Consider the following 19,844-nt stretch of genomic DNA (forward strand, 5'->3'; position numbering starts at 1 on the left):
ACAAGTTGTTCTTCATAATCTCTTAATGATCTTTCTAACACCTCGTCAGTGCCAGAAGCTGGACTTCGATATACTTAACAACTCAGCAATCTGCTTCGTTCGTTTCCGTCTATCTCGTCGGTATGGGTGCATTCTAGAGGATTTCAGAATCATTGCAACCCCCTATTCACTATATTTTTCACGTATGTCTTTTTTTTCTACAAAAAATCCTAAAAAATCGCTTTTTTATCTAATTTTTAAGCGTTTTTATGCAATAAATGCACTAAACACATCATTTTATTTTTATAAGCCAAAATTTAATTAGACTTAAAAGCGATCAAAATAATAGCTAGAGTAGTGATTTTTTACTTTTTATCTTTAAATAATGCTTTTTATCTCGTTCAACCCCCAGAAACAAAACCAAATCATGACATATTAGCGAAACCAACGATTCTTTCCCTTCGACTTGGTAGTTCATTCGCACTTTTTCAGTGAAACTTCTTATAAAAGCGTATAGGTATCTTAGGCTATAAAGACGTTATTCAATGATTTTGGTGTTTGGGTATAAGGCCGCACAAGCTTGCTTATCTATATAGATATAGAGATAGAACATATCAGCAGGTTAATTCTATTCAGTTACTTTTCCTGCTTGCGCTGCTCAAGCCAGTATTGCATGACTTCTATAATCATGTCTTTTTTGCCCTGATAGTCTTCAGCAACAAAGAATAGTTTTGCGCGTCGCGGTAAACGCTCTTCAATCAGGGAAAATAGATAGTAATTCGCAGCCAGATCAAGCTGCATAAATAAGTTATAGACAGGGATATAACGTTGCTGTTTTTGTTCGGCAGACTGATATTCAAATAAGAAACTTAAAATACAATCAATGTCTTCATCAAAAATATTTTCTGTTGGATAGCGATACATCGAACCCCCTCTGTTTTCTTTTTATATTGTGCTGTCTTTTGCGAACCAATATAGTCAGCCACCCTTTAGCTAGCAAAACAACACTTAATTAGAGGATGAATTCTAGGTGGAATGTCCTCCAAGAAAATAATACCTGCGGTTTTAAAGGTTCAGAATGAAATCGCTACAAATAAAAAAGGAAGAGATCTCTCCCAAAATCTCCTCCTTAGAATTGAATCTTTACCCGATCCATTATGTCATTATTATAGTTATTCACTTTAAAGCTTAAAAAAGAGTCTCTTGGGGAAGAGACCTTATAAATTGTGGAGTTGTCTTATTATCACCCTCTAGATGCTTTGAACCAATTCTCTAGATGAATAAATCCTATAGATAATAAACCCGAAAAGCAAGCAATTTGGGAAAATTTAACTCTTGTTTTTATAGGGTTTTTTTTGAAGTTGCTTATTTGCTTTATGAATATAGGACATCAATAAAAAAGCAGACCGAAGCCTGCTTTTATTTCAATAACTTATCAATTTTTTAATCGGTAAAAGTAACTTTCGCAATCGCTTTTTTGCTGGCCTGAACGATCAAGGTCAGATTTTCCTTAACCGAATAAGAACTATCTACAGTGTGCCAATCCACTTTCACCGCGCCACGACCTAAAGCATCTTTGGCTTGGGCCGCATTCTTGGTTAAACCTGCTTCACGTAAAATTGAAGTAATAAAGATTTCACCACCAAACTCGCCACGTGAAATAGTCACTTCTGGCGTACCTTCCGGTAATTCACCCTCAGTAATGATATTACCCGCACCTTTATGTGCATGCGCAGCAGCGTCACTTCCATGGAAACGCTCAACCAGCTCCAGCGCAAGAATCTTTTTCACCTCTTGCGGGTTACGGCCTTCAGCAATTTCTTTTAGCAACTGCTGAATTTCTTCAATTGATTTAAAGCTGAGCAGATCAAAATAACGCTCAATCAATGCATCCGGCATTGAAAGCACTTTTTGATACATCGCACCTGGCGCATCAAATACACCAATATAGTTGCCTAAAGATTTAGACATTTTATTCACGCCATCTAAACCTTCAAGAATAGGCACCGTAATACACACTTGTGCTTCCTGATCATAACGACCTTGTAGCGTACGACCCATCAACAGGTTAAAGGTCTGGTCTGTACCACCCAACTCTACGTCCGCTTCTAAAGCCACCGAATCATAACCTTGTACCAATGGATACAAGAATTCGTGAATCGCGATCGGCTGTTGACTGTTATAACGCTTGGTAAAGTCGTCACGCTCCAACATACGCGCCACAGTTTGCTGTGATGCCAATTGAATTAAATCAGCCGCGGTTTTTTGTGCAAACCATTCCGAGTTAAATACAACTTTGGTTTTGTTTGGATCAAGAATTTTAAACACTTGTTCTTGATAGGTTTTTGCATTTTCTAAAACTTGTTCACGTGATAATGGTGGACGTGTAGCACTTTTACCTGTTGGATCACCGATCATCGCCGTGTAGTCACCGATCAGGAAGAATACTTCGTGGCCCAAATCCTGAAATACTTTTAACTTGTTGATGAGAACCGTATGACCTAAGTGCAGGTCAGGCGCAGTTGGGTCAAAACCTGCTTTAATTTTTAATGGACGATTCTTTTTTAATTTCTTAAGAAGGTCTTCTTCAGAAATAATTTCATGGGTGCCTCGTTGAATGAGGGCAAGTTGTTCTTCAGCCGGCAGGAAATTTGACATCACAAAATCCAATACATCAGTTACTCAATTTGTGCGATATACTAACACTTTTTCAGCATATTGCAGGCTTAAGAATAACCATGACAGCGATCTATATTGGGGTAATGACCGGCACAAGCATGGATGGTGTCGATATTGTTGCTGCTTCTTTTGATCCTTTACAGCTTCATGCCACACTCACTTTGGCATTCGATCCTGACCTGCGGCATGAGCTGATGGCACTGACTTTGCCCGATGACAATGAAATTGACCGTATGGGCAAGGCCGATGTGGCCTTGGCAGAAATGATTGGTCATGGTATCAACCAACTGATTGAAAACAACCAGTTAGATAAATCTAAAATTAAAGCCATTGGCTCACATGGTCAGACCATCCGCCATCGCCCTGAGCATGGTTTTACCCTGCAAATTGGTGACCCCAATATTATTACCGAAATCACCCAGATTCCGGTGATTTCAGATTTCCGTCGTCGTGATTTGGCGGCTGGCGGTCAAGGCGCACCATTGGTGCCGGCCTTTCATCAGGATATTTTCCAGCATGACAGCATTCACCGGGTGATTTTAAATCTGGGCGGGATTGCCAATGTCAGCCTGTTACCTGCCGGAAAGCCTGATGATGTTTATGGCTTTGATACAGGGCCGGCCAACATTCTGATGGATGCCTGGTGCGCGCGTTATACCGGCCAGCCTTATGATGAAAATGGCAATTGGGCCGCTTATGGTACGCCGATTCGCAGCCTGCTGGATCGTTTACAGTCACACGAATTTTTCTCTAAAGAACCGCCTAAAAGTACCGGCCGTGAAGACTTTAACCTGGAATGGCTGGATGAACAGATTGCCGACTGGCGCAATGACCTGCAATACGATGAACTGGAAGATACCCCGGAAAATGTGCAGGCGACCTTATTAAAGCTCACCACCCGTGCCATTAAAAAAGCCATTTATCGTTCTGGCATGGATACTGGACAAGTTTTCGTGTGTGGTGGTGGCGCTTATAATTCTTATTTACTTGAGCAACTGCGCTGGCGCTTACGCAAACATGAATGGAGCATACAAACCACGGCTGATTTGGGCCTCAGTCCGACCTGGGTAGAAGCCACCGCCTTTGCCTGGCTGGCGATGCGTTTTATCAAGCAACTCAATGGCAACCTGCCAGCGGTGACCGGTGCTTTAGGCTACCGTGTTCTGGGAACCATTACTGCTATTTAAACCCGACCAGAGCAATCTAAAGTTATAAAAAAAGGTCTACATTTATACAGACCTTTTTCATTTTCAATCTTACTTATTGCATCATCAGTTTGGCATTTTCATTACGGAACGCACGCAGAATCTGCTGGCCGGCGCGGCCGGTCGGACTCAAGCCTAAACGCTGCTGTTCCTGACGAATCGCCTGACGGGTTTTATCACCGATCAGACCATCCACCGCACCAATGTCATAGCCACGATTTAGTAAAAATTGCTGAATCTCGCGACGTTCTGAACGCGAAGTACCCGCGTCATCGGTTGGCCAAGATGTGCTGAAGCTCCCTTTACCCTGCAAACGATCGGATAAATGCGCAATCGCCAAGGCATAACTTTCTGCTGCATTATAGCTATAAATGGCATCAAAGTTTCTAAAGACCAGGAACACCGGGCCATTTGGGCCGGCAGGCGCAAGCAAGCCAGCTTGAGAAGATGCTGATAAATTCCCTTGAATTAAAGGGGAACCATCGGCACGCACTACACCACGGCTAATCCAGCTATTCAGTGATTTTTTATTGCGACGGCCTTCATTTGAGATTGACATGCCTTGCGGGATTTTTACTTCAAAGCCCCAAGGCTGTCCGGTCTGCCAACCACGCTTGCTTAAAAAGTTGGCGGTTGATGCCAAAGCATCCGGAATACTCGAAACCAGATCACGGCGGCCATCGCCATCAAAATCGACCGCAAGCTCATCATAGGTCGATGGCATAAACTGGGTATGACCAAAAGCTCCAGCCCATGAACCTTTCAGCTGATCCTCTCGTACATCACCGCGCTGTAACAGTTTCATCGTGGTAAAAAACTCACCACGGAAATAACTCTGGCGTCGCCCTTCACAGCTCAATGTTCCTAGTGCCTGCAATAAAGGATAGCGACCGGAAATATCACCAAAATTACTTTCTACACCCCATACCGCGACAATCGTTTCTGCAGGCACGCCATAGGCTGCGGAAACACGATTTAAGACTTCGCGATGTTGCTGTAATTTTTGCCGGCCGAGCTGAACCCGCTCTTCATCGACCAAACCAGACAAATAGTCCCAAATCGGGGTAGAAAATTCCGGTTGATAGTTTAAACGTTCAATTACGGAGTAATCAGGCGTTAAATTTTGCGTATAACGGTCATAGCTGGCTGCACTAACACCTTTTGCTACAGCCTGACTACGTAAATTCGCCAAACAGTTTTGAAAATTATTCTGGACAGGGAAATTTGACGGGCTGCTGGCCGCTGAAGGCAAAGCAGTCGTGTCGACACGCTGACCATTAATAATCAGCTCGGCATTTGCCTGAGAAACAGCCAAGAATAAAGAACCAACCACAAGCGCAAAACGTTGCATAAGACCCTTGAATATTTAGATTTTGAATTATGTTCTTAACATAGCAGCTCAATCTAAAAATTAAAGCTCAAATAGGTAAATTTAAATTCATAATTTCTGCACTTTTGAATTCATTTTGTAGTTTTAAATTTAAAATAACTTATCCACAACTTGTTTTTAAATTCAAAAGCAGCGGCGCTGTTTGAATTTAAATTTAAAATCTAGGAAACAACCTTTAAATTCAAAACCTTCTTTGTGGATAACTTAATATAAACAGGATTAATCAGATATTTATCAAGGTCTTGTTTTGTGAATTAAAAAACAGGGTGACTTGGTTTATTTTTAAATTTAAAACTTTGAATTCAAAGTAGCGATTTGAATTTAAATTCATATTTTGAATTCATTTAAACTCAAAGACTGTTTTAAATTTATTATTTTGAATTCAAACCAGCATTGAATTTTTAAATTCAAAGTATTTCTCTGTGGTCTGTGAATCTTCATTTAGACTCTTTTATGTATACGCAATTGTTTATTTTACAATCAATTGAAAAATATCATGATCCGATAAATGGCAGGCATTTTCGAAGAGGCGCAATCATGCCTGAATCTGGAGAAATAAAAAAGCGACCACCGAAGTGATCGCTTTTTTTATCAGCAAGATAGCGCTTAAATGGTCATATCTTCGCTCAATGCCAGTGGATTCGGTAAAATCTTCGCCAGTTGACGGCATAAAGTCGTCAGCTGAGTACTGTCGGTTGGCATCAGGGTAATGTGACCAATCTTACGACCTTCACGCTCTGACTTGTTATACAGATGCAAATGCGCACCTTCTAAAGCCAGAACATCTGCAGATTTTGGATGCTGTCCGATGATATTCACCAGTACGCTTGGACGAATCACTTCCGTTGAACCCAGTGGCAGACCGGCCACCGCACGAATATGGTTTTCGAACTGTGAGCAGACTGCACCTTCAATCGACCAGTGCCCTGAGTTATGCACACGTGGTGCCATCTCGTTTGCATATAGACCTTTGTCTGTCACAAACAGCTCAAGGGTCAATACGCCCACATAGTTCAGATGATTGAGCAGGCGAGTGATGTAGTCCTGTGCGACCGGCTGCAAGTCTGCACTGTTCGGTGCAGGCACAATCGAGTGCGACAGGATGCCATTGTGATGATGATTTTCAGCCAATGGCCAGGTTTTTACATCACCATTTTGACCACGTACCGCAATGATCGACACTTCACGTGAGAACGTCACAAAGCTTTCTGCAATCAGTTCACCGGCAGGGCCAAGTTCCGCCCAAGCCTGCTCAATCTGATCAGTACTCCGCAGGACAAATTGCCCCTTACCATCGTAACCACCGCGAGAGGTCTTTAATACAATCGGTAAGCCCAGTTCAGCCACAGCAGCCTGTAAACCTTCAAGTGCAGTCACTGCTTTATACGGCGCAACAGGAATGTCGAGCGTATCAAACAGGGCTTTTTCAGACAGACGATGCTGTGCAATTGCCAAGGCTTGACGTGGTGGATACAGGTCTTTATTTTTCACCAGCACATCCACATCTGAAAGCGGGGTATTTTCAAATTCCAGACTGAATACATCAGCACTGTGCATAAAATCCTGTAGACCATTTTCGGCCTTGCTGGAAATCACTTGACCGAGTGCCGCAGAAGGGCAATCCGTACTTGCTTCAAAGAAAGTACATTGAATATTCAATGGCAATGCCGCTTGCGCCATCATGCGCCCGAGCTGACCGCCGCCAAAAATACCGATGGTTTTATCCATGATGTCTGTCCCGTATGAAGCTTGGTTTTAGTTTTGACCAGGAATGTTATTGCTTGCCACTTTATCTGTTTGTGCCGCACGGAAATCTGCAACATTTTTCGCGATATCAGGGCGGGTCAGACCTAAAATTTGCGCTGCCATAATGGCTGCATTGGTTGCACCGGCAGGGCCAATCGCAAGCGTACCCACCGCAATACCTGCTGGCATTTGTACAATTGAAAGCAAAGAATCGACGCCGTTTAAAATCGATGATTTGACTGGCACACCCAGGACTGGAAGATCAGTCTTTGCCGCACACATGCCCGGCAAATGCGCAGCACCACCCGCACCGGCAATAATCACCTGAATGCCACGATCACGGGCCTGCTCAGCATATTCAAATAAACGGTCAGGAGTACGGTGTGCAGAAACGACTTCAGCTTCAAATGGGACACCAAGCTGCTTGAGCATGTTGGCAGTATGTTCGAGAGTTGCCCAATCTGATTGAGAACCCATGATAATTCCTACTAGAGGAGCATCTTGTGCAGCAGCCGCATTCATTGCAAATTTTCCAGAGATTAAAGTAACAAAAAATAAATCTCGACGAGAGAGCCAAGCTTTAATAGGAGGTGCTTATTATAGACTGATTTTTCGGCTTCATAAAATTTAACGGTCAAAGCAAGGTTCGATTTTTCTTATTTTTTTGGCAGAATATTAAAAACTGGAATAAAAATAGGCGTGTAGTCTGCAAAGCTTTCGATCAGGAACTTCTGAAGACAAAATACACACATCCGCACAGACACAAGGCTGCCCAGAGATAATCCAGTTTAAAGGGCTGCTTAAACATGAAAATCATAAAAGGCACAAAGACCAGCAAGGTCACCACTTCCTGAGTGATTTTCATTTGCCCCACGGCCAGTCCCTGCTGTGCCAGTAATCGGGTGGCCGGAATCATCAGACTATATTCAAACAGGGCAATCATCCAGCTGAATAAAATTGCCTGCCACAACGGCGCATCATGCGGTAAAAATTTTAAATGCCCATACCATGCCAAGGTCATAAAGCAATTGGCAATTACCAGAAGAAATAAAGCCGGTAACATCGGCATGTACTCTGCAAAAAGATCGGGTTTATTCTACGATTTATTTTGCAAAAAGATATTCTCTAAATTTGAAATTTTCTCTGAATTTATCCGTGAAACAGGATTTAAAAATTCCCGCAGCAATGCTTGAACTTTGACTATCTTTTCCGTGTAAGCCTTGCTATCGTTGCTTGCAAATTGAATAAATCATGATAACCGCACCAATATAAGGTGATGGGTCAGACAGGAACGGAGTGAAGTAGATGCATCTGCATATTTTGGGTATTTGTGGCACTTTTATGGGATCGCTGGCGCTCCTTGCACGCGACCTGGGCCACAAGGTGACAGGTTCAGATTTGAACGTCTATCCACCGATGTCGACCCAACTTGAAAATGCAGGCATCAGCTTGATGCAGGGTTATGAGCGTAGTCACTTGCAGCCGCATCCAGATCTGATCATTGTCGGCAACGCCATGAAGCGTGGTATTGATGCAGTAGAATATATGCTGAATGAAGGCTTGCCTTATATTTCAGGCCCGCAGTTTCTGGCAGATCATGTTCTGCAAGGCAAACATGTATTGGGGGTTGCGGGTACACATGGCAAAACCACCACCACAACCATGCTGGCCTGGGTGCTGGATCAAGCCGGTTTAGAGCCAGGCTTCCTGATTGGTGGTGTGCCACTGGGTTTTAGTGAGAGTGCACGTCTCGGTGGCGGCAAATATTTCTGTGTCGAGGCGGATGAATACGATTCGGCTTTCTTCGACAAGCGTTCCAAGTTTGTGCATTACCATCCAAAAACGGCGATTTTAAATAACCTTGAATTTGACCATGCTGATATCTTTGATGATCTGGCTGCAATTCAAAAACAGTTCCATCATTTAGTTCGTACCATTCCAAGCGAAGGCCGAATCATTGCGCCGATTACCGAAAGCAATATCGATGAAGTACTAGAGCAGGGTTGCTGGACACCGGTGGTGCGCACCAGTCTGGATGCCAATGAAAAATCTGAACTGTATGCCGAACAGTTATCGACAGATGGTTCTCACTTTAAAGTCTTGCAACACGGTGTGGTGAAAGGTGAAGTGCAGTGGAGCATGACCGGACAGCATTCGGTGGCCAATGCGCTCGCGACGATTGCCGCTGCCGAGCATGTCGGCGTCTCCATTGAAACCGCCTGTGAAGCTTTATCTAATTTCGGTGGGGTAAAACGCCGTATGGAACTATTAGGCACAGTCCGTGGTATTGAGGTTTATGATGATTTCGCCCATCATCCCACAGCGATTGATACGACCTTGGAGGGCGCGCGCAAACGACTGGGTGAACGTAAACTCTGGGCAATTATTGAACCACGCTCCAATACCATGCGTATGGGCAGTCATAAAGAGGGTCTGGCTCATTCAGCACGTCTGGCCGATGCAGTAATCTGGTATCAACCGGAAGGACTGGACTGGGATCTGCAACCGATAATTAATGCTGCGCCAAATAAAGCCAAAATTGCACGCACACTGGATGACATCATTCAGACCGTGGTAGCAGAGGCAGGTGAGGGCGATGCCGTAGTGATTATGTCAAATGGCGGTTTTGGTGGTTTACATCAGAAATTGATCAGTGCTTTAAACGCATAAAATAGATGCGTGGATAAGTATGTGAAAAAAAGAAGCCCGCGATGCGGGCTTCTTTTTTCAGGGCAGTTGTTTTAGCAATCAAGAGAGAATGGCTGTTTTGACCTTTGCATTGCATGATGTCAAATTGGCCTAAAATGCCGATCACTCATCAGCCATTACGCATGATGTTTTGTTGCAATCTGAACGCGAGATAGATTGCAGCAGCACATCACTCAAGGCACAATCGAGAAGAACACAGGTATTTATAGACCTGACAGCCAGATCAGAATCAGGTCATTCTCATTCCTCACTCCTTCAGGAGATGTGTCATGACAACAATGAAAGCCATGGTCTATTACGGCAAAAACGACATCCGGTTTGAAGACCGTCCCATTCCCACTATTTTGCATCCCAGCGATGCGGTTATCAAACTCACTAAAGTCACTATTTGTGGTACAGACCTCGGGATCTGGAAAGGTAAAAACCCGGAAATTGAACAGCAAGCCACACGCAAACAGGGCAGTTTTAATGGCCGTATTTTAGGTCATGAAGGCATTGGTATTGTAGAAGAAGTCGGTTCTGCCGTTCAAAACTTCAAAAAAGGCGACCGGGTGATTATTTCCTGTGTCAGCCGCTGTGGAACCTGTGAAAACTGTCAGAAACAGCTGTATGCACATTGTCGCAATGAAGGCGGCTGGATCATGGGCTATATGATTGATGGTACTCATGCCGAATATGTACGCACGCCGTTTGCGGATACTTCTCTTTATCATTTACCTGAAGGGTTAAATGAAGATGTCGCTGTGTTCCTGTCGGATATCTTGCCGACATCACATGAAATTGGTGTGCAATATGGCGATGTCAAACCCGGAGATAATGTGGTGATTGTCGGTGCCGGCCCGATCGGCATGAGCTGCCTGCTGACCGCTCAATTCTATTCACCGGCCAACATCATCATGGTCGATGTCGATGACAACCGACTCGAGTTCGCCAAAACAGTGGGAGCGACGCATAGCATTAACTCCGCGAAAGAAGATGCCATACAACGTGTGCTGGAGCTGACGGATGGGCGAGGGGTCGATTGTGCCATTGAAGCGGTTGGTCTGGAGGCGACCTGGAATATCTGCCAGCATGTAGTCAAAGAGGGTGGACATATTGCCAATGTCGGCGTACATGGCAAATCAGTTAATTTTGAACTGAATAAACTCTGGATTAAAAACCTGACCATCACCACCGGACTGGTCAATGCCAATACAACTGCTATGCTGCTCAAAACCTGCTGTTCCGGTAAATTACCGCTGGAAAAACTGGCGACCCATCACTTTAAATTTAATGAATTTGAAAAAGCTTATGATGTGTTCAAGCATGCAGCCGATGAAAAGGCCTTGAAAGTGATGATCGAACTCAATTAATGCGGGAAAGTAAAAAGTCCGCTTGGCGGACTTTTTTTATTTGTAGCTGGAGTGAAAAATAGGGCATATCACCGCACTACTTATCAGCTTGTATTGAAAGCTCATTAGGCCGTTTTGCTCTTGGCAAATCGATCTAAATGATTAAGTAGAAGAGGCCGCGACATCAGATAAACTTTGGTCACGCTTAAACATCACATCCACATAGGAACATTGCGGAATGATGGTTAAACTTTTTTCACGGGCAAAATCGACCAGCACATCCAGCATTTTTCGGGCAACGCCCTGACCACGCAAGGAATGATCGACCCAGGTATGATCTGCAATAATCACCGAGGCTTCCCGCCATTGATAGGTAATCTCGGCCAGACGTCGACCTTTATCTTCCATAAAAAATACACCACCGCGTTTTGAATCTTGATATTGAATCTGCATAGATCTCCACCTTTATTTTCATTTTTAACTGCTTAACACATCGCTGAAATTAGGATCACGCTCAAATACCGATTGAGCAAAAGGGCATTCCGGAATAATCTTGACCCCTTGCTCACGGGCAAACTTGACCGCTGCTTCGACCAGATAATGTCCGACATGCTGTCCACGCAAACTGTCATCGACCCAGGTATGTTCAATCACCAGTCGATCCTCATCTTTCCAGAAATAGCTCATTTCGGCCAGACGCTTTTCATTTGGCTCGACAAACCATTGACCTTGACTGCCTTGTTGCTGATGCTCAATCAACATCCTCTAAACTCCGTATTTTTAATCCAGACTGACATATTTTTCAGTCGCATATTGTTCGATTTCTTTAAACGATTGTGAATCTGTGCTCTTTCCTGATATCACCGTGCAATGAACAGGTTTAAACTGCCTGTCTGTTGTTTAAGCCAGATATTTATGTCCAGCCCTTCTTTTAGCTCCTCGGTAAGACGTCAATGGATCTGCGTAATTGCGTTAGCCAGTGCCGCCTTTATTTTCAACACCACCGAATTTATTCCCGTGGCCTTACTCAGTGATATTGGTGCAAGTTTTGACATGTCGGCGACTCAGGTCGGGTTGATGCTGACCATTTATGCCTGGGTCGTGGCTTTATTGTCTTTACCGATGATGCTACTGACCAAAAACATTGAACGACGTTTCTTGTTGATGGTTTTATTTGCGGTCTTCATTTCCAGTCATGTGCTGTCTTATTTTGCCTGGAGTTTCAGTGTTCTGGTATTTAGCCGGATCGGGATTGCAGTAGCGCACGCGCTGTTTTGGTCAATTACCGCTTCGCTTGCAGTACGTGTCGCACCAGCAGGCAAAGAATTTCAAGCCTTGGGTTTATTGGCCACAGGTACTGCCATGGCCATGGTTCTGGGAATTCCCTTTGGTCGCATGATCGGGGAGGCCTATGGCTGGCGCAATAGTTTTGCCTTGATTGCCATCGTCGCCAGCGTGGTCTGCCTGCTACTGGCCAAAACCTTGCCCTTATTACCGAGTGTCAATTCAGGTTCACTCAGCAGCTTGAAAACCTTGTTAAAACGTCCAAGCCTGATGCTGGTATTTGCCCTGACGGTCATTGTAATTAGTGCACAATTCACCGCCTATAGTTATATCGAGCCATTTTCACTGAATATTGCCCAGCTCAGTTCTGTACAGACCACGACTTTATTACTGGTCTATGGTGGGGCAGGTTTAATCGGCTCTTATCTATTTGGCCGTTTTGCACCGCATTTTCCCAAACTTACTATTCCACTGTTCACACTTGGACTGGCTATCTCGTTGCTATTATTGCTGCCGTTGTCCAGCAATGTCTTGCAGTTAAATACCCTGGCTTTACTCTGGGGCGTCAGTATTATTGGTTTCAGTCTGGCCTTACAAGCCAAGACCTTAAATCTGGCCTCCGATGCCACCGACGTGGCCATGGCGATTTATTCTGGCCTGTATAATATTGGAATTGGTGCTGGCGCTTTACTCGGTGGGATCGCAACGGCACAGATCGGCTTGCACAGTATTGGCTGGCTCGGGGCCATCTTGGCCAGTCTGGGTTTTCTCATCACGTTATATTTAATTCGCCGTCCGGATTTTATTGCTCAAAAAATAGCTTGAATCATGCATTTTTGTAAATGAAATTGTAGTCTTAATAAAAATCTGTCATGCTTCTGCATATTGAGCATTTGCTCAAACAGAATTTCGTTTGAACAAGGGGAGTAGCCTCCTCCAAACGTTTAGCAATTGTAGTTCAGATTGTTCAACGTGTCAGAATATCGTCATTACACTTTGCAAAAAGTCGGTATCTGAGCATCTTACTGCGACACTTTCAATGAGAAGTGTAACACTAAGATGTAGGCAAGACCTTGATCATGTTGGTATAGATGTTTTTCATCTGACAACAGGTCAAGGTTTTTTTATGGCCGATTGTCAGATGTGGAGAATTCACATGGAAACAATTGGTACGCTGTGGCTGTATCTTGTCTTTTTCGCGATTGTCGCAGTCATGCTGATCATCGATTTCGTCGGCTTTAAACATCAGCATGGTCAGGAGGTCAAAGTCCGGACTGCGGCCTACTGGAGTATTGCCTGGGTCAGTGTCGCGACTTTATTTGGTGGTGGTTTATGGCTCTATCTGGAGCAGACCGCAGGTACTGCAATTGCCAATGCCAAGGTCATGGAATACTTCGCTGGTTATCTGCTGGAAAAATCCCTGGCAATTGATAACGTCTTTGTCTGGCTGATGATCTTCGCTGCTTTCGCCATTCCACCCGCGCTGCAACGTAAATTGCTGCTCTACGGTGTACTCGGTGCGATTGTCCTCAGAACCATCTTTATTTTTATTGGCGCCTGGTTCGTTCAGGAATTCTCATGGATTTTATATATCTTCGGTGCCTTCCTGGTGTATACCGGCTTTAAATTCCTGCGTGGTCAGGATGAAGAAGAAAGCAATATTGAAGATATGGCGATTCTGAAATGGCTGCGTAAACGTATGCGGATTACCCCGCAACTTGAAGCTGACAAATTCTTTATCCGTAAAGATGGTTTACTGTGGGCAACGCCGTTATTCCTGGTTTTGATTCTGGTCGAAGCCTCGGATGTGATCTTTGCGGTCGATTCTATTCCGGCAATTTTCGCTGTGACCACCGATCCCTTCATTGTACTGACTGCTAACCTGATGGCGATTTTGGGTCTGCGCGCGATGTTCTTCCTGTTATCGGGTGCCGCATCAAAAATGCATTATCTGCCCTATGGCCTCGGGATTATTCTGGTCTTTATCGGCTTTAAAATGCTGATGCTGGATGTATTCCATATGCCAATCTGGATTTCACTGAGCTTTATTGTGATTGTCTTGACGATCACGGCGATCCTGTCGATTCGCCACAGTAAAAAACATAACCAAACCACGCTCTAATAACTGTATAGACGATCATCTTTAGCGTCAAAAAAGTCCGTTCAATCATGAGCGGACTTTTTTTATTGCTCGACTGCCTTACCACAGCTTCGACTTAACTCAGGCAAATGAAGTCAGCATGATCACGTTATAAATCTACTGAAGTGGGTTACAATCTATTGAAAAAATTAAAAGCACAGGTTTTAACATGTCTTCTCAGATTGCAACAACGGCAGTCCGCGGTCGTTTCCTTGATATCCAGCATACAGTTGCCCAGGCACATGAGATTGATGACCAGGTGCGCTATGTAGAAGATGGTCTGATCATCATGCAAGATGGCAAGATTCAATGGTTTGGCAGCTGGGATGAAGGGCAGAAACATCTAGCTGAAAATATCCAGGTCGCCCATTATCCTGAACAGCTGATTGTGCCGGGATTGATCGATACCCATATTCATTTCCCGCAAACCGAGATGGTCGGGGCCTATGGCGAACAACTGCTGGAATGGTTAAATACCTATACTTTTCCAACAGAAATCCAGTTTGCAGATACAGCCTATAGCGAAAAAATCGCCGAATTTTTTGTGCAGGAATTGCTTAAAAATGGCACCACCACGGCACTGGTCTTCTGTACCGTACATCCTGAATCAGTAGATGCTTTGTTTACAGCGGCGAGCCGCAGAAATATGTGTCTGATCGCCGGTAAAGTCTTGATGGACCGACATGCACCGGAAGCGCTGACGGATACGGCAGAAAGTGCTTATACCGATTCTAAAGCGCTGATTGAGAAATGGCATGGGCAAGGCCGTAACCTGTATGCCATTACCCCTCGCTTTGCCCCGACGTCCACCAATGAACAACTTGAAAAAGCAGGTCAGCTCAAAGCCGAATATCCAGATGTCTATGTACATACCCATTTAAGTGAAAATAAAAATGAAATTGCCTGGGTCAAAGAGTTATTTCCGGAACGTAAAGGCTACCTGGATGTCTATCATCACTATGGTTTAACCGGTGCAAAATCAGTGTTTGCACATTGTGTACACCTGGAAGAGCAGGAGTGGGATTGCATGCAGCAGACCAATTCAGCGATTGCCTTTTGTCCGACCTCAAACCTGTTTCTGGGCAGTGGTTTATTCCCATTAAAGAAAGCGTGGGACAAGCAGGTGAAAGTCGGTCTGGGTACCGATATCGGGGCAGGCACCTCGTTTAACCAGCTACAGACCTTAAATGAAGCCTACAAAGTGCAGCAATTGCAGGGAGAAAAACTCTCTGCTTTTGAAGCCTTGTATCATGCAACGCTGGGCGGTGCTAAAGCCTTAAGTCTGGACGATCGTTTGGGGAACTTTAATATCGGCAAGGAAGCGGACTTTGTGGTGCTGGATCTAAATGCCACTGCCTTACAGCAATTACGTCAAAGCAGAGCCAAAAATATTGAAGATGCATTTTTTGCACTGACCATGCTCGGCGATGACCGTAATATTGCAGTGACCTATGTCTACGGAGAAGCTATCTATGTCAAAGCCCGATGTACCCGCTCAGACGACTAAAACCCAGCACCGCCATTGCTGGCTGATCGTCTCTGCCATGTTGCTGACCTGTACTTTCATCCTGCGCAGGGATTCGCAGGCAGCAAAGAAATGATTACATTTACAGCATGCAAAACAGGTGCATCTGCAGTAGGGATGTATTAAAATTACAGTGTATTCAGGTGTTGCAGGTCAACACCTTTTTTATTTTGCTATTTTTACTTTTTAGGTATCTACCCATGACCGTTCAAATGAGCGTAATGATTTCCGCTGAAGAAATTCAAGCTAAAGTCAAAGAGCTTGGTGCTCAAATCGATGCACACTATGCCAATAGTGACAAAGACCTTGTGCTCATCGGTTTATTACGTGGTTCAGTGATTTTTATGGCCGATTTGTGTCGTGTGATTTCCAAACCCCATGAACTGGATTTCATGACGGTATCCAGTTATGGCGGTGGCACCCTATCTTCGCGTGATGTAAAAATTCTGAAAGATTTAGACGGCGAAATCCGTGGCAAAGACGTGCTGGTGGTTGAAGATATTATTGACTCGGGAAATACCTTGAGCAAGGTGCTGGAAATCCTGCAAACCCGCCAACCAAACTCGATTCAACTGTGTACTTTGGTAAGTAAACCATCACGTCGTGAAATCGATTTAAAGGTCGAATTTTTGGGCTTTGAAGTTGAAGATAAATTTATCGTAGGTTATGGTCTGGACTATGACCAGAAGTATCGTCATCTGCCATTTATTGGTGAAATCGGTCTTTAAAATTTATTTAAAAAAGTGGCTTAGGCCACTTTTTTTATGTCTCAAATAGACAGAAAAATAGGAACAAAAAATAACATCTCGTTTCAGGATTCAACTTTTTTTGCTTTCTATTCTGTTTCAAGATAATTAAACATGATGTAAAAACAAAGACATGATAATAAGGAGCATACCTATGTGGACAATTATTGTTGCGATTGTCATTGGTTTTATCGCGGGTCTGATTGCACGTGCAATTCATCCGGGTAATGACAAGGCAGGCTTTATCATGACGACCCTGTTAGGTATTGCCGGTTCCTTATTGGCTACATTTGCTGGTCGTATGCTCGGTCTTTATTCGGCAGATTCTGCGGCAGGTCTGATTGCTTCCGTGATCGGTGCGGTGATTATTCTGTTTATTTATAACATGCTAACCAAACGCCGTACGGTCTAAGCGGTTCTGGCTCAATCTGAGCAGTTCCAGTAAAAGCACCCAGTCGGGTGCTTTTTGCTCTTGTATATCTCTCAACTTTATAGTGAAAATTCCTTAAAAATCTGTTCGATCTGTTCTGCCGGATAGGCCCCCATGACTTTAAAACCATTCGAAAAAATAATTGCTGGTGTCCCATTCACACCCAAAGACTGGGCCAGTTTTTTATTTCGCTCAATCGGATTGGCACAACTTTTTTTCGATTTTGGCAGGCTACCTTGAGTGATCAGATCTTCCCAGGCCTGAGCAGAATTAGACGCGCAATACACCTGTTTTGAAGGCGCAACCGATTGTGGCTTTAAAGGCAGAATAAAAGTATAAATCGTCACATCCTTGAGTTTTTTCAACTCTACTTCAAGCTGTTTACAATACGGGCAATTTGGGTCAGAAAAGATCGCAATCTGACGTTTACCCGTACCTCTTACACTTTTCACAGCATCTTGAAGCGGCAATTTTTTCCAGTCAACACTGTTCTGTTTTAGCATCAAATCACGGGTCAGATTATGCTGATCCTGAATCCGCAGCATCGACCCAGCAAGCAGATGCTGGGCATCTTCATTCAGATAAACCACCTGACCCTGCATAAAACCACTGTAGATACCCTTCATTTCCGTGGTCTGGATATTTTCGATTTTTAAATTGGGGCTATTCTTTGCCAGATTGGCTTTTACCATATCAATATTAGCGAATGCGAAGCTTGAAACAAATGTACTTAAAGCAATAATCAGTGTTTTTTTTAACATGAATGTTCTACATGAATCAGATAAAAATATGCTTCGATTCTAATGGGTCTGCTTTTAAATTACCCACGGATTTATGTTACTGTTTATTCCAAGTTTAATTAGTGTATTATGTTTCACGTGGAACAGAAGCGATAAAAGAAGCTTAAATGACGGACAAAAATAAATTCTTGCACCACATTACATTCTGGTTAAGATTTTATATCTTATAAAATAATATATTATTTTATTGAAATCCATATAAACATATCTATTTGATTTAAAATATTTTACTGATTCGCCCTTGACCATGTTTCTTGGCCCGCTCTACACTGCATATACTTTCCTTTTTCCTCGCTATGCCCTGACATGGATTGGCCAAGGATCAACACTATAACGGCATGTTCATGACAACAATAACCACTTGGCGACCCTTCTGGATGGTCAGCCTGGCTTTAATCATGGGAACGATTGGTACTGCTTTGGCGAGTCCACTCTATCCGATTTATCAACAACTCTGGAATTTATCCCCAAGCCAGATTACCTATATTTTTGTCGCCTATATGTTTGGCTGTCTGGGCACCTTATTGTTCCTGGGGCGCACCAGCAATAGCATTGGCTTTTTAAAAACTCTACAAATTGGCCTCGTGTTTATTAGTCTGGGTTTGATTATTTCGGTCTTTGCCAATAATGCCCTGATTTTATCTCTGGGCCGTTTCATTATCGGGATTGCCTCTGGTTTGATGACGACTTCTGCCATGCTTGGCATGATGCAGACCATTCCGGAGAGTCATAAGCAGCTTGCGCCGCAATGGGTCTCTATTTTGACTGCGATTGGCTTTGGTCTGGGTCCGTTTATCGGAGGTGTCATTGCGCAGTTTTCTCAAGCCCCACTGGTGACTCCCTATATTCCGATTATTGTTGGAGCAGTGCTTTGTTTTATCGGCTTATTCTGGTTAAAAGTGCCTGCTTTTGAGCGTCAGCCCTTTAGTATCACCCCCAAATTACAGCGTCCTGAGGCTCAATATCATGCTGTATTTATGATCATTGGGTTCACTGCATTTAATGCCTTTGCTGCCTTTAGTTTATTTGCCTCACTTTCGCCTTCTTTTGTGCAAGATATTTTACCGTGGCATGGCCCTTTAGTAAGTGGTACCGCCATTACCTGTATTCTGCTGGTATCTGCAGTGGTGCAATACCTGGCCAAAGCGGTGGCTGCAAAAAAATGTCTGAATATCGGCTTGGTCATGATGCTGATTAGCCTGCTCAGCCTTGCATTGTGTATGTTGCTTAAGGCAAGTTTCTTATTCTTCGTGAGCGATCTCTTATTTGGTATTGGGCATGGTTTTGCCCTGATGGGGGCTTTTGGCATAATTCATGCTATAACCACTTTGCAAAACCGGGCCGCGGTGATGTCGACCTACTTGTTTATTGGCTATTTGGGCACCATTGTGCCGATTCTTGCGGTGGGTTACTTGGCCGACCATTTTGGATTAAATTTCGCTGTGATCAGCTTCTGTGTGGCGATGAGTGCTTTATGTGTCGTGCTCTGGTTATGCCACCAGAAGCTCAGTGTAAAAGCTTAAAATAGCCCTCTGATGAGGTAATGCTGATCAGTTAAGGAGTTTAGAAATAGACTCTTTAACTTTTTAGTCGTTCATGACGGAGTCTTCACCTTATAAATCAAATACTTGAAAATAATTTGTTACTTTGGTTTCGCCCAAATGAGAAGCGAAGCTTCGCAAGGAAGGCATCTTGCGGAGCAACACTCCTCACCGCAAAACTCGTCAGCCACCATCGACTAGTAAATTTGTCGCAGAAACAATCATTTTTAAATCTAGTCCTGCCTCAAACAGTTGCGGATGACTTTTCTACTTGTCAAATATGATCATGAATTTAAAAAAGAAAATACTAGTCAATTTCTTAACTGACTGGCATTCCTC

The 19,844-nt window shown here is 43.7% G+C and carries 18 protein-coding genes; 9 read left to right on the top strand and 9 right to left on the bottom strand.

Annotated features, from left to right (window positions below):
* Positions 1-615: 615 nt before the first annotated feature.
* Together FTU42_RS12905 and tyrS are read right to left on the bottom strand one after the other, a co-directional pair.
* Positions 616-903: a hypothetical protein gene (locus FTU42_RS12905; protein ID WP_074383803.1), complete on the bottom strand. Its 288-nt coding sequence runs from the start codon at positions 901-903 to the stop codon at positions 616-618.
* A gap of 519 nt (positions 904-1,422) precedes the next feature.
* Entirely contained in the window at positions 1,423-2,637 is a 1,215-nt protein-coding gene (gene tyrS, locus FTU42_RS12910) for a tyrosine--tRNA ligase (RefSeq protein WP_100535507.1), read from the bottom strand.
* Between the two features lie 80 nt (positions 2,638-2,717).
* Between tyrS and FTU42_RS12915 the strand changes: the two genes are divergently transcribed.
* Complete coding sequence (locus FTU42_RS12915) at positions 2,718-3,845, top strand: anhydro-N-acetylmuramic acid kinase (RefSeq protein ID WP_100355773.1); 1,128 nt, start codon at positions 2,718-2,720, stop codon at positions 3,843-3,845.
* A 73-nt stretch (positions 3,846-3,918) separates the two neighbouring features.
* Here the strand turns inward: FTU42_RS12915 and FTU42_RS12920 are convergent, their stop codons facing one another.
* The 4 genes from FTU42_RS12920 to FTU42_RS12935 all read right to left on the bottom strand — a co-directional run bounded on the left by FTU42_RS12920 (position 3,919) and on the right by FTU42_RS12935 (position 8,062).
* Positions 3,919-5,214 (bottom strand): lytic murein transglycosylase, encoded by a 1,296-nt coding sequence (locus FTU42_RS12920; RefSeq protein WP_218949830.1) that lies wholly within the window; start codon positions 5,212-5,214, stop codon positions 3,919-3,921.
* A 645-nt stretch (positions 5,215-5,859) separates the two neighbouring features.
* Complete coding sequence (locus FTU42_RS12925) at positions 5,860-6,981, bottom strand: 5-(carboxyamino)imidazole ribonucleotide synthase (protein ID WP_180083530.1); 1,122 nt, start codon at positions 6,979-6,981, stop codon at positions 5,860-5,862.
* 27 nt (positions 6,982-7,008) lie between these two features.
* Positions 7,009-7,521: a 5-(carboxyamino)imidazole ribonucleotide mutase gene (gene purE, locus FTU42_RS12930; protein ID WP_005173464.1), complete on the bottom strand. Its 513-nt coding sequence runs from the start codon at positions 7,519-7,521 to the stop codon at positions 7,009-7,011.
* A gap of 199 nt (positions 7,522-7,720) precedes the next feature.
* Positions 7,721-8,062 carry a DMT family protein gene (locus tag FTU42_RS12935; RefSeq protein ID WP_074384157.1) on the bottom strand — a complete coding sequence of 114 codons (342 nt, stop codon included), beginning with the start codon at positions 8,060-8,062 and terminating at the stop codon, positions 7,721-7,723.
* 242 nt (positions 8,063-8,304) lie between these two features.
* On the opposite strand from FTU42_RS12935, the gene mpl reads away from it, so the two are divergent.
* Both mpl and FTU42_RS12945 read left to right on the top strand, forming a co-directional pair.
* Positions 8,305-9,669 (top strand): UDP-N-acetylmuramate:L-alanyl-gamma-D-glutamyl-meso-diaminopimelate ligase, encoded by a 1,365-nt coding sequence (mpl, locus tag FTU42_RS12940; protein WP_005173468.1) that lies wholly within the window; start codon positions 8,305-8,307, stop codon positions 9,667-9,669.
* A gap of 308 nt (positions 9,670-9,977) precedes the next feature.
* Positions 9,978-11,060, top strand: a complete 1,083-nt coding sequence (locus FTU42_RS12945) for a zinc-dependent alcohol dehydrogenase family protein (protein WP_100329855.1) — start codon at positions 9,978-9,980, stop codon at positions 11,058-11,060.
* 141 nt (positions 11,061-11,201) lie between these two features.
* Here FTU42_RS12945 and FTU42_RS12950 read toward each other — a convergent pair whose 3' ends face one another.
* Complete coding sequence (locus tag FTU42_RS12950) at positions 11,202-11,492, bottom strand: GNAT family N-acetyltransferase (protein WP_005173472.1); 291 nt, start codon at positions 11,490-11,492, stop codon at positions 11,202-11,204.
* A 24-nt stretch (positions 11,493-11,516) separates the two neighbouring features.
* On the bottom strand, positions 11,517-11,801 hold the full coding sequence (locus FTU42_RS12955; protein WP_005173474.1) for a GNAT family N-acetyltransferase: 285 nt from the start codon (positions 11,799-11,801) through the stop codon (positions 11,517-11,519).
* Positions 11,802-11,954: 153 nt separating this feature from the next.
* Here FTU42_RS12955 and FTU42_RS12960 point away from each other — a divergent pair, with 153 nt between their 5' ends.
* The 5 genes from FTU42_RS12960 (at position 11,955) to FTU42_RS12980 (ending at position 17,146) form a co-directional block, all read left to right on the top strand.
* Positions 11,955-13,148, top strand: a complete 1,194-nt coding sequence (locus FTU42_RS12960; RefSeq protein ID WP_005173477.1) for a sugar transporter — start codon at positions 11,955-11,957, stop codon at positions 13,146-13,148.
* Between the two features lie 331 nt (positions 13,149-13,479).
* Complete coding sequence (locus FTU42_RS12965; protein WP_100329858.1) at positions 13,480-14,445, top strand: TerC family protein; 966 nt, start codon at positions 13,480-13,482, stop codon at positions 14,443-14,445.
* A 187-nt stretch (positions 14,446-14,632) separates the two neighbouring features.
* Positions 14,633-15,970 (top strand): guanine deaminase, encoded by a 1,338-nt coding sequence (gene guaD, locus FTU42_RS12970; RefSeq protein WP_180083533.1) that lies wholly within the window; start codon positions 14,633-14,635, stop codon positions 15,968-15,970.
* Between the two features lie 218 nt (positions 15,971-16,188).
* Positions 16,189-16,716 (top strand): hypoxanthine phosphoribosyltransferase, encoded by a 528-nt coding sequence (gene hpt / locus FTU42_RS12975; RefSeq protein WP_005173483.1) that lies wholly within the window; start codon positions 16,189-16,191, stop codon positions 16,714-16,716.
* 172 nt (positions 16,717-16,888) lie between these two features.
* A complete protein-coding gene (locus FTU42_RS12980; RefSeq protein ID WP_005173486.1) occupies positions 16,889-17,146 on the top strand; it encodes a GlsB/YeaQ/YmgE family stress response membrane protein in 258 nt (85 codons plus the stop codon).
* 77 nt (positions 17,147-17,223) lie between these two features.
* Here FTU42_RS12980 and FTU42_RS12985 read toward each other — a convergent pair whose 3' ends face one another.
* Positions 17,224-17,925: a DsbC family protein gene (locus tag FTU42_RS12985; RefSeq protein ID WP_100358100.1), complete on the bottom strand. Its 702-nt coding sequence runs from the start codon at positions 17,923-17,925 to the stop codon at positions 17,224-17,226.
* A 416-nt stretch (positions 17,926-18,341) separates the two neighbouring features.
* Here FTU42_RS12985 and FTU42_RS12990 point away from each other — a divergent pair, with 416 nt between their 5' ends.
* The gene (locus FTU42_RS12990) at positions 18,342-19,487 is read left to right on the top strand and encodes an MFS transporter (RefSeq protein ID WP_180083546.1); all 1,146 of its coding nucleotides are present in this window, start codon (positions 18,342-18,344) and stop codon (positions 19,485-19,487) included.
* Positions 19,488-19,844: the final 357 nt, after the last annotated feature.

It is taken from the genome of Acinetobacter sp. YH12102 (assembly GCF_013419125.1).
In the GTDB taxonomy this organism is placed as follows: Bacteria; Pseudomonadota; Gammaproteobacteria; order Pseudomonadales; family Moraxellaceae; genus Acinetobacter; species Acinetobacter pseudolwoffii.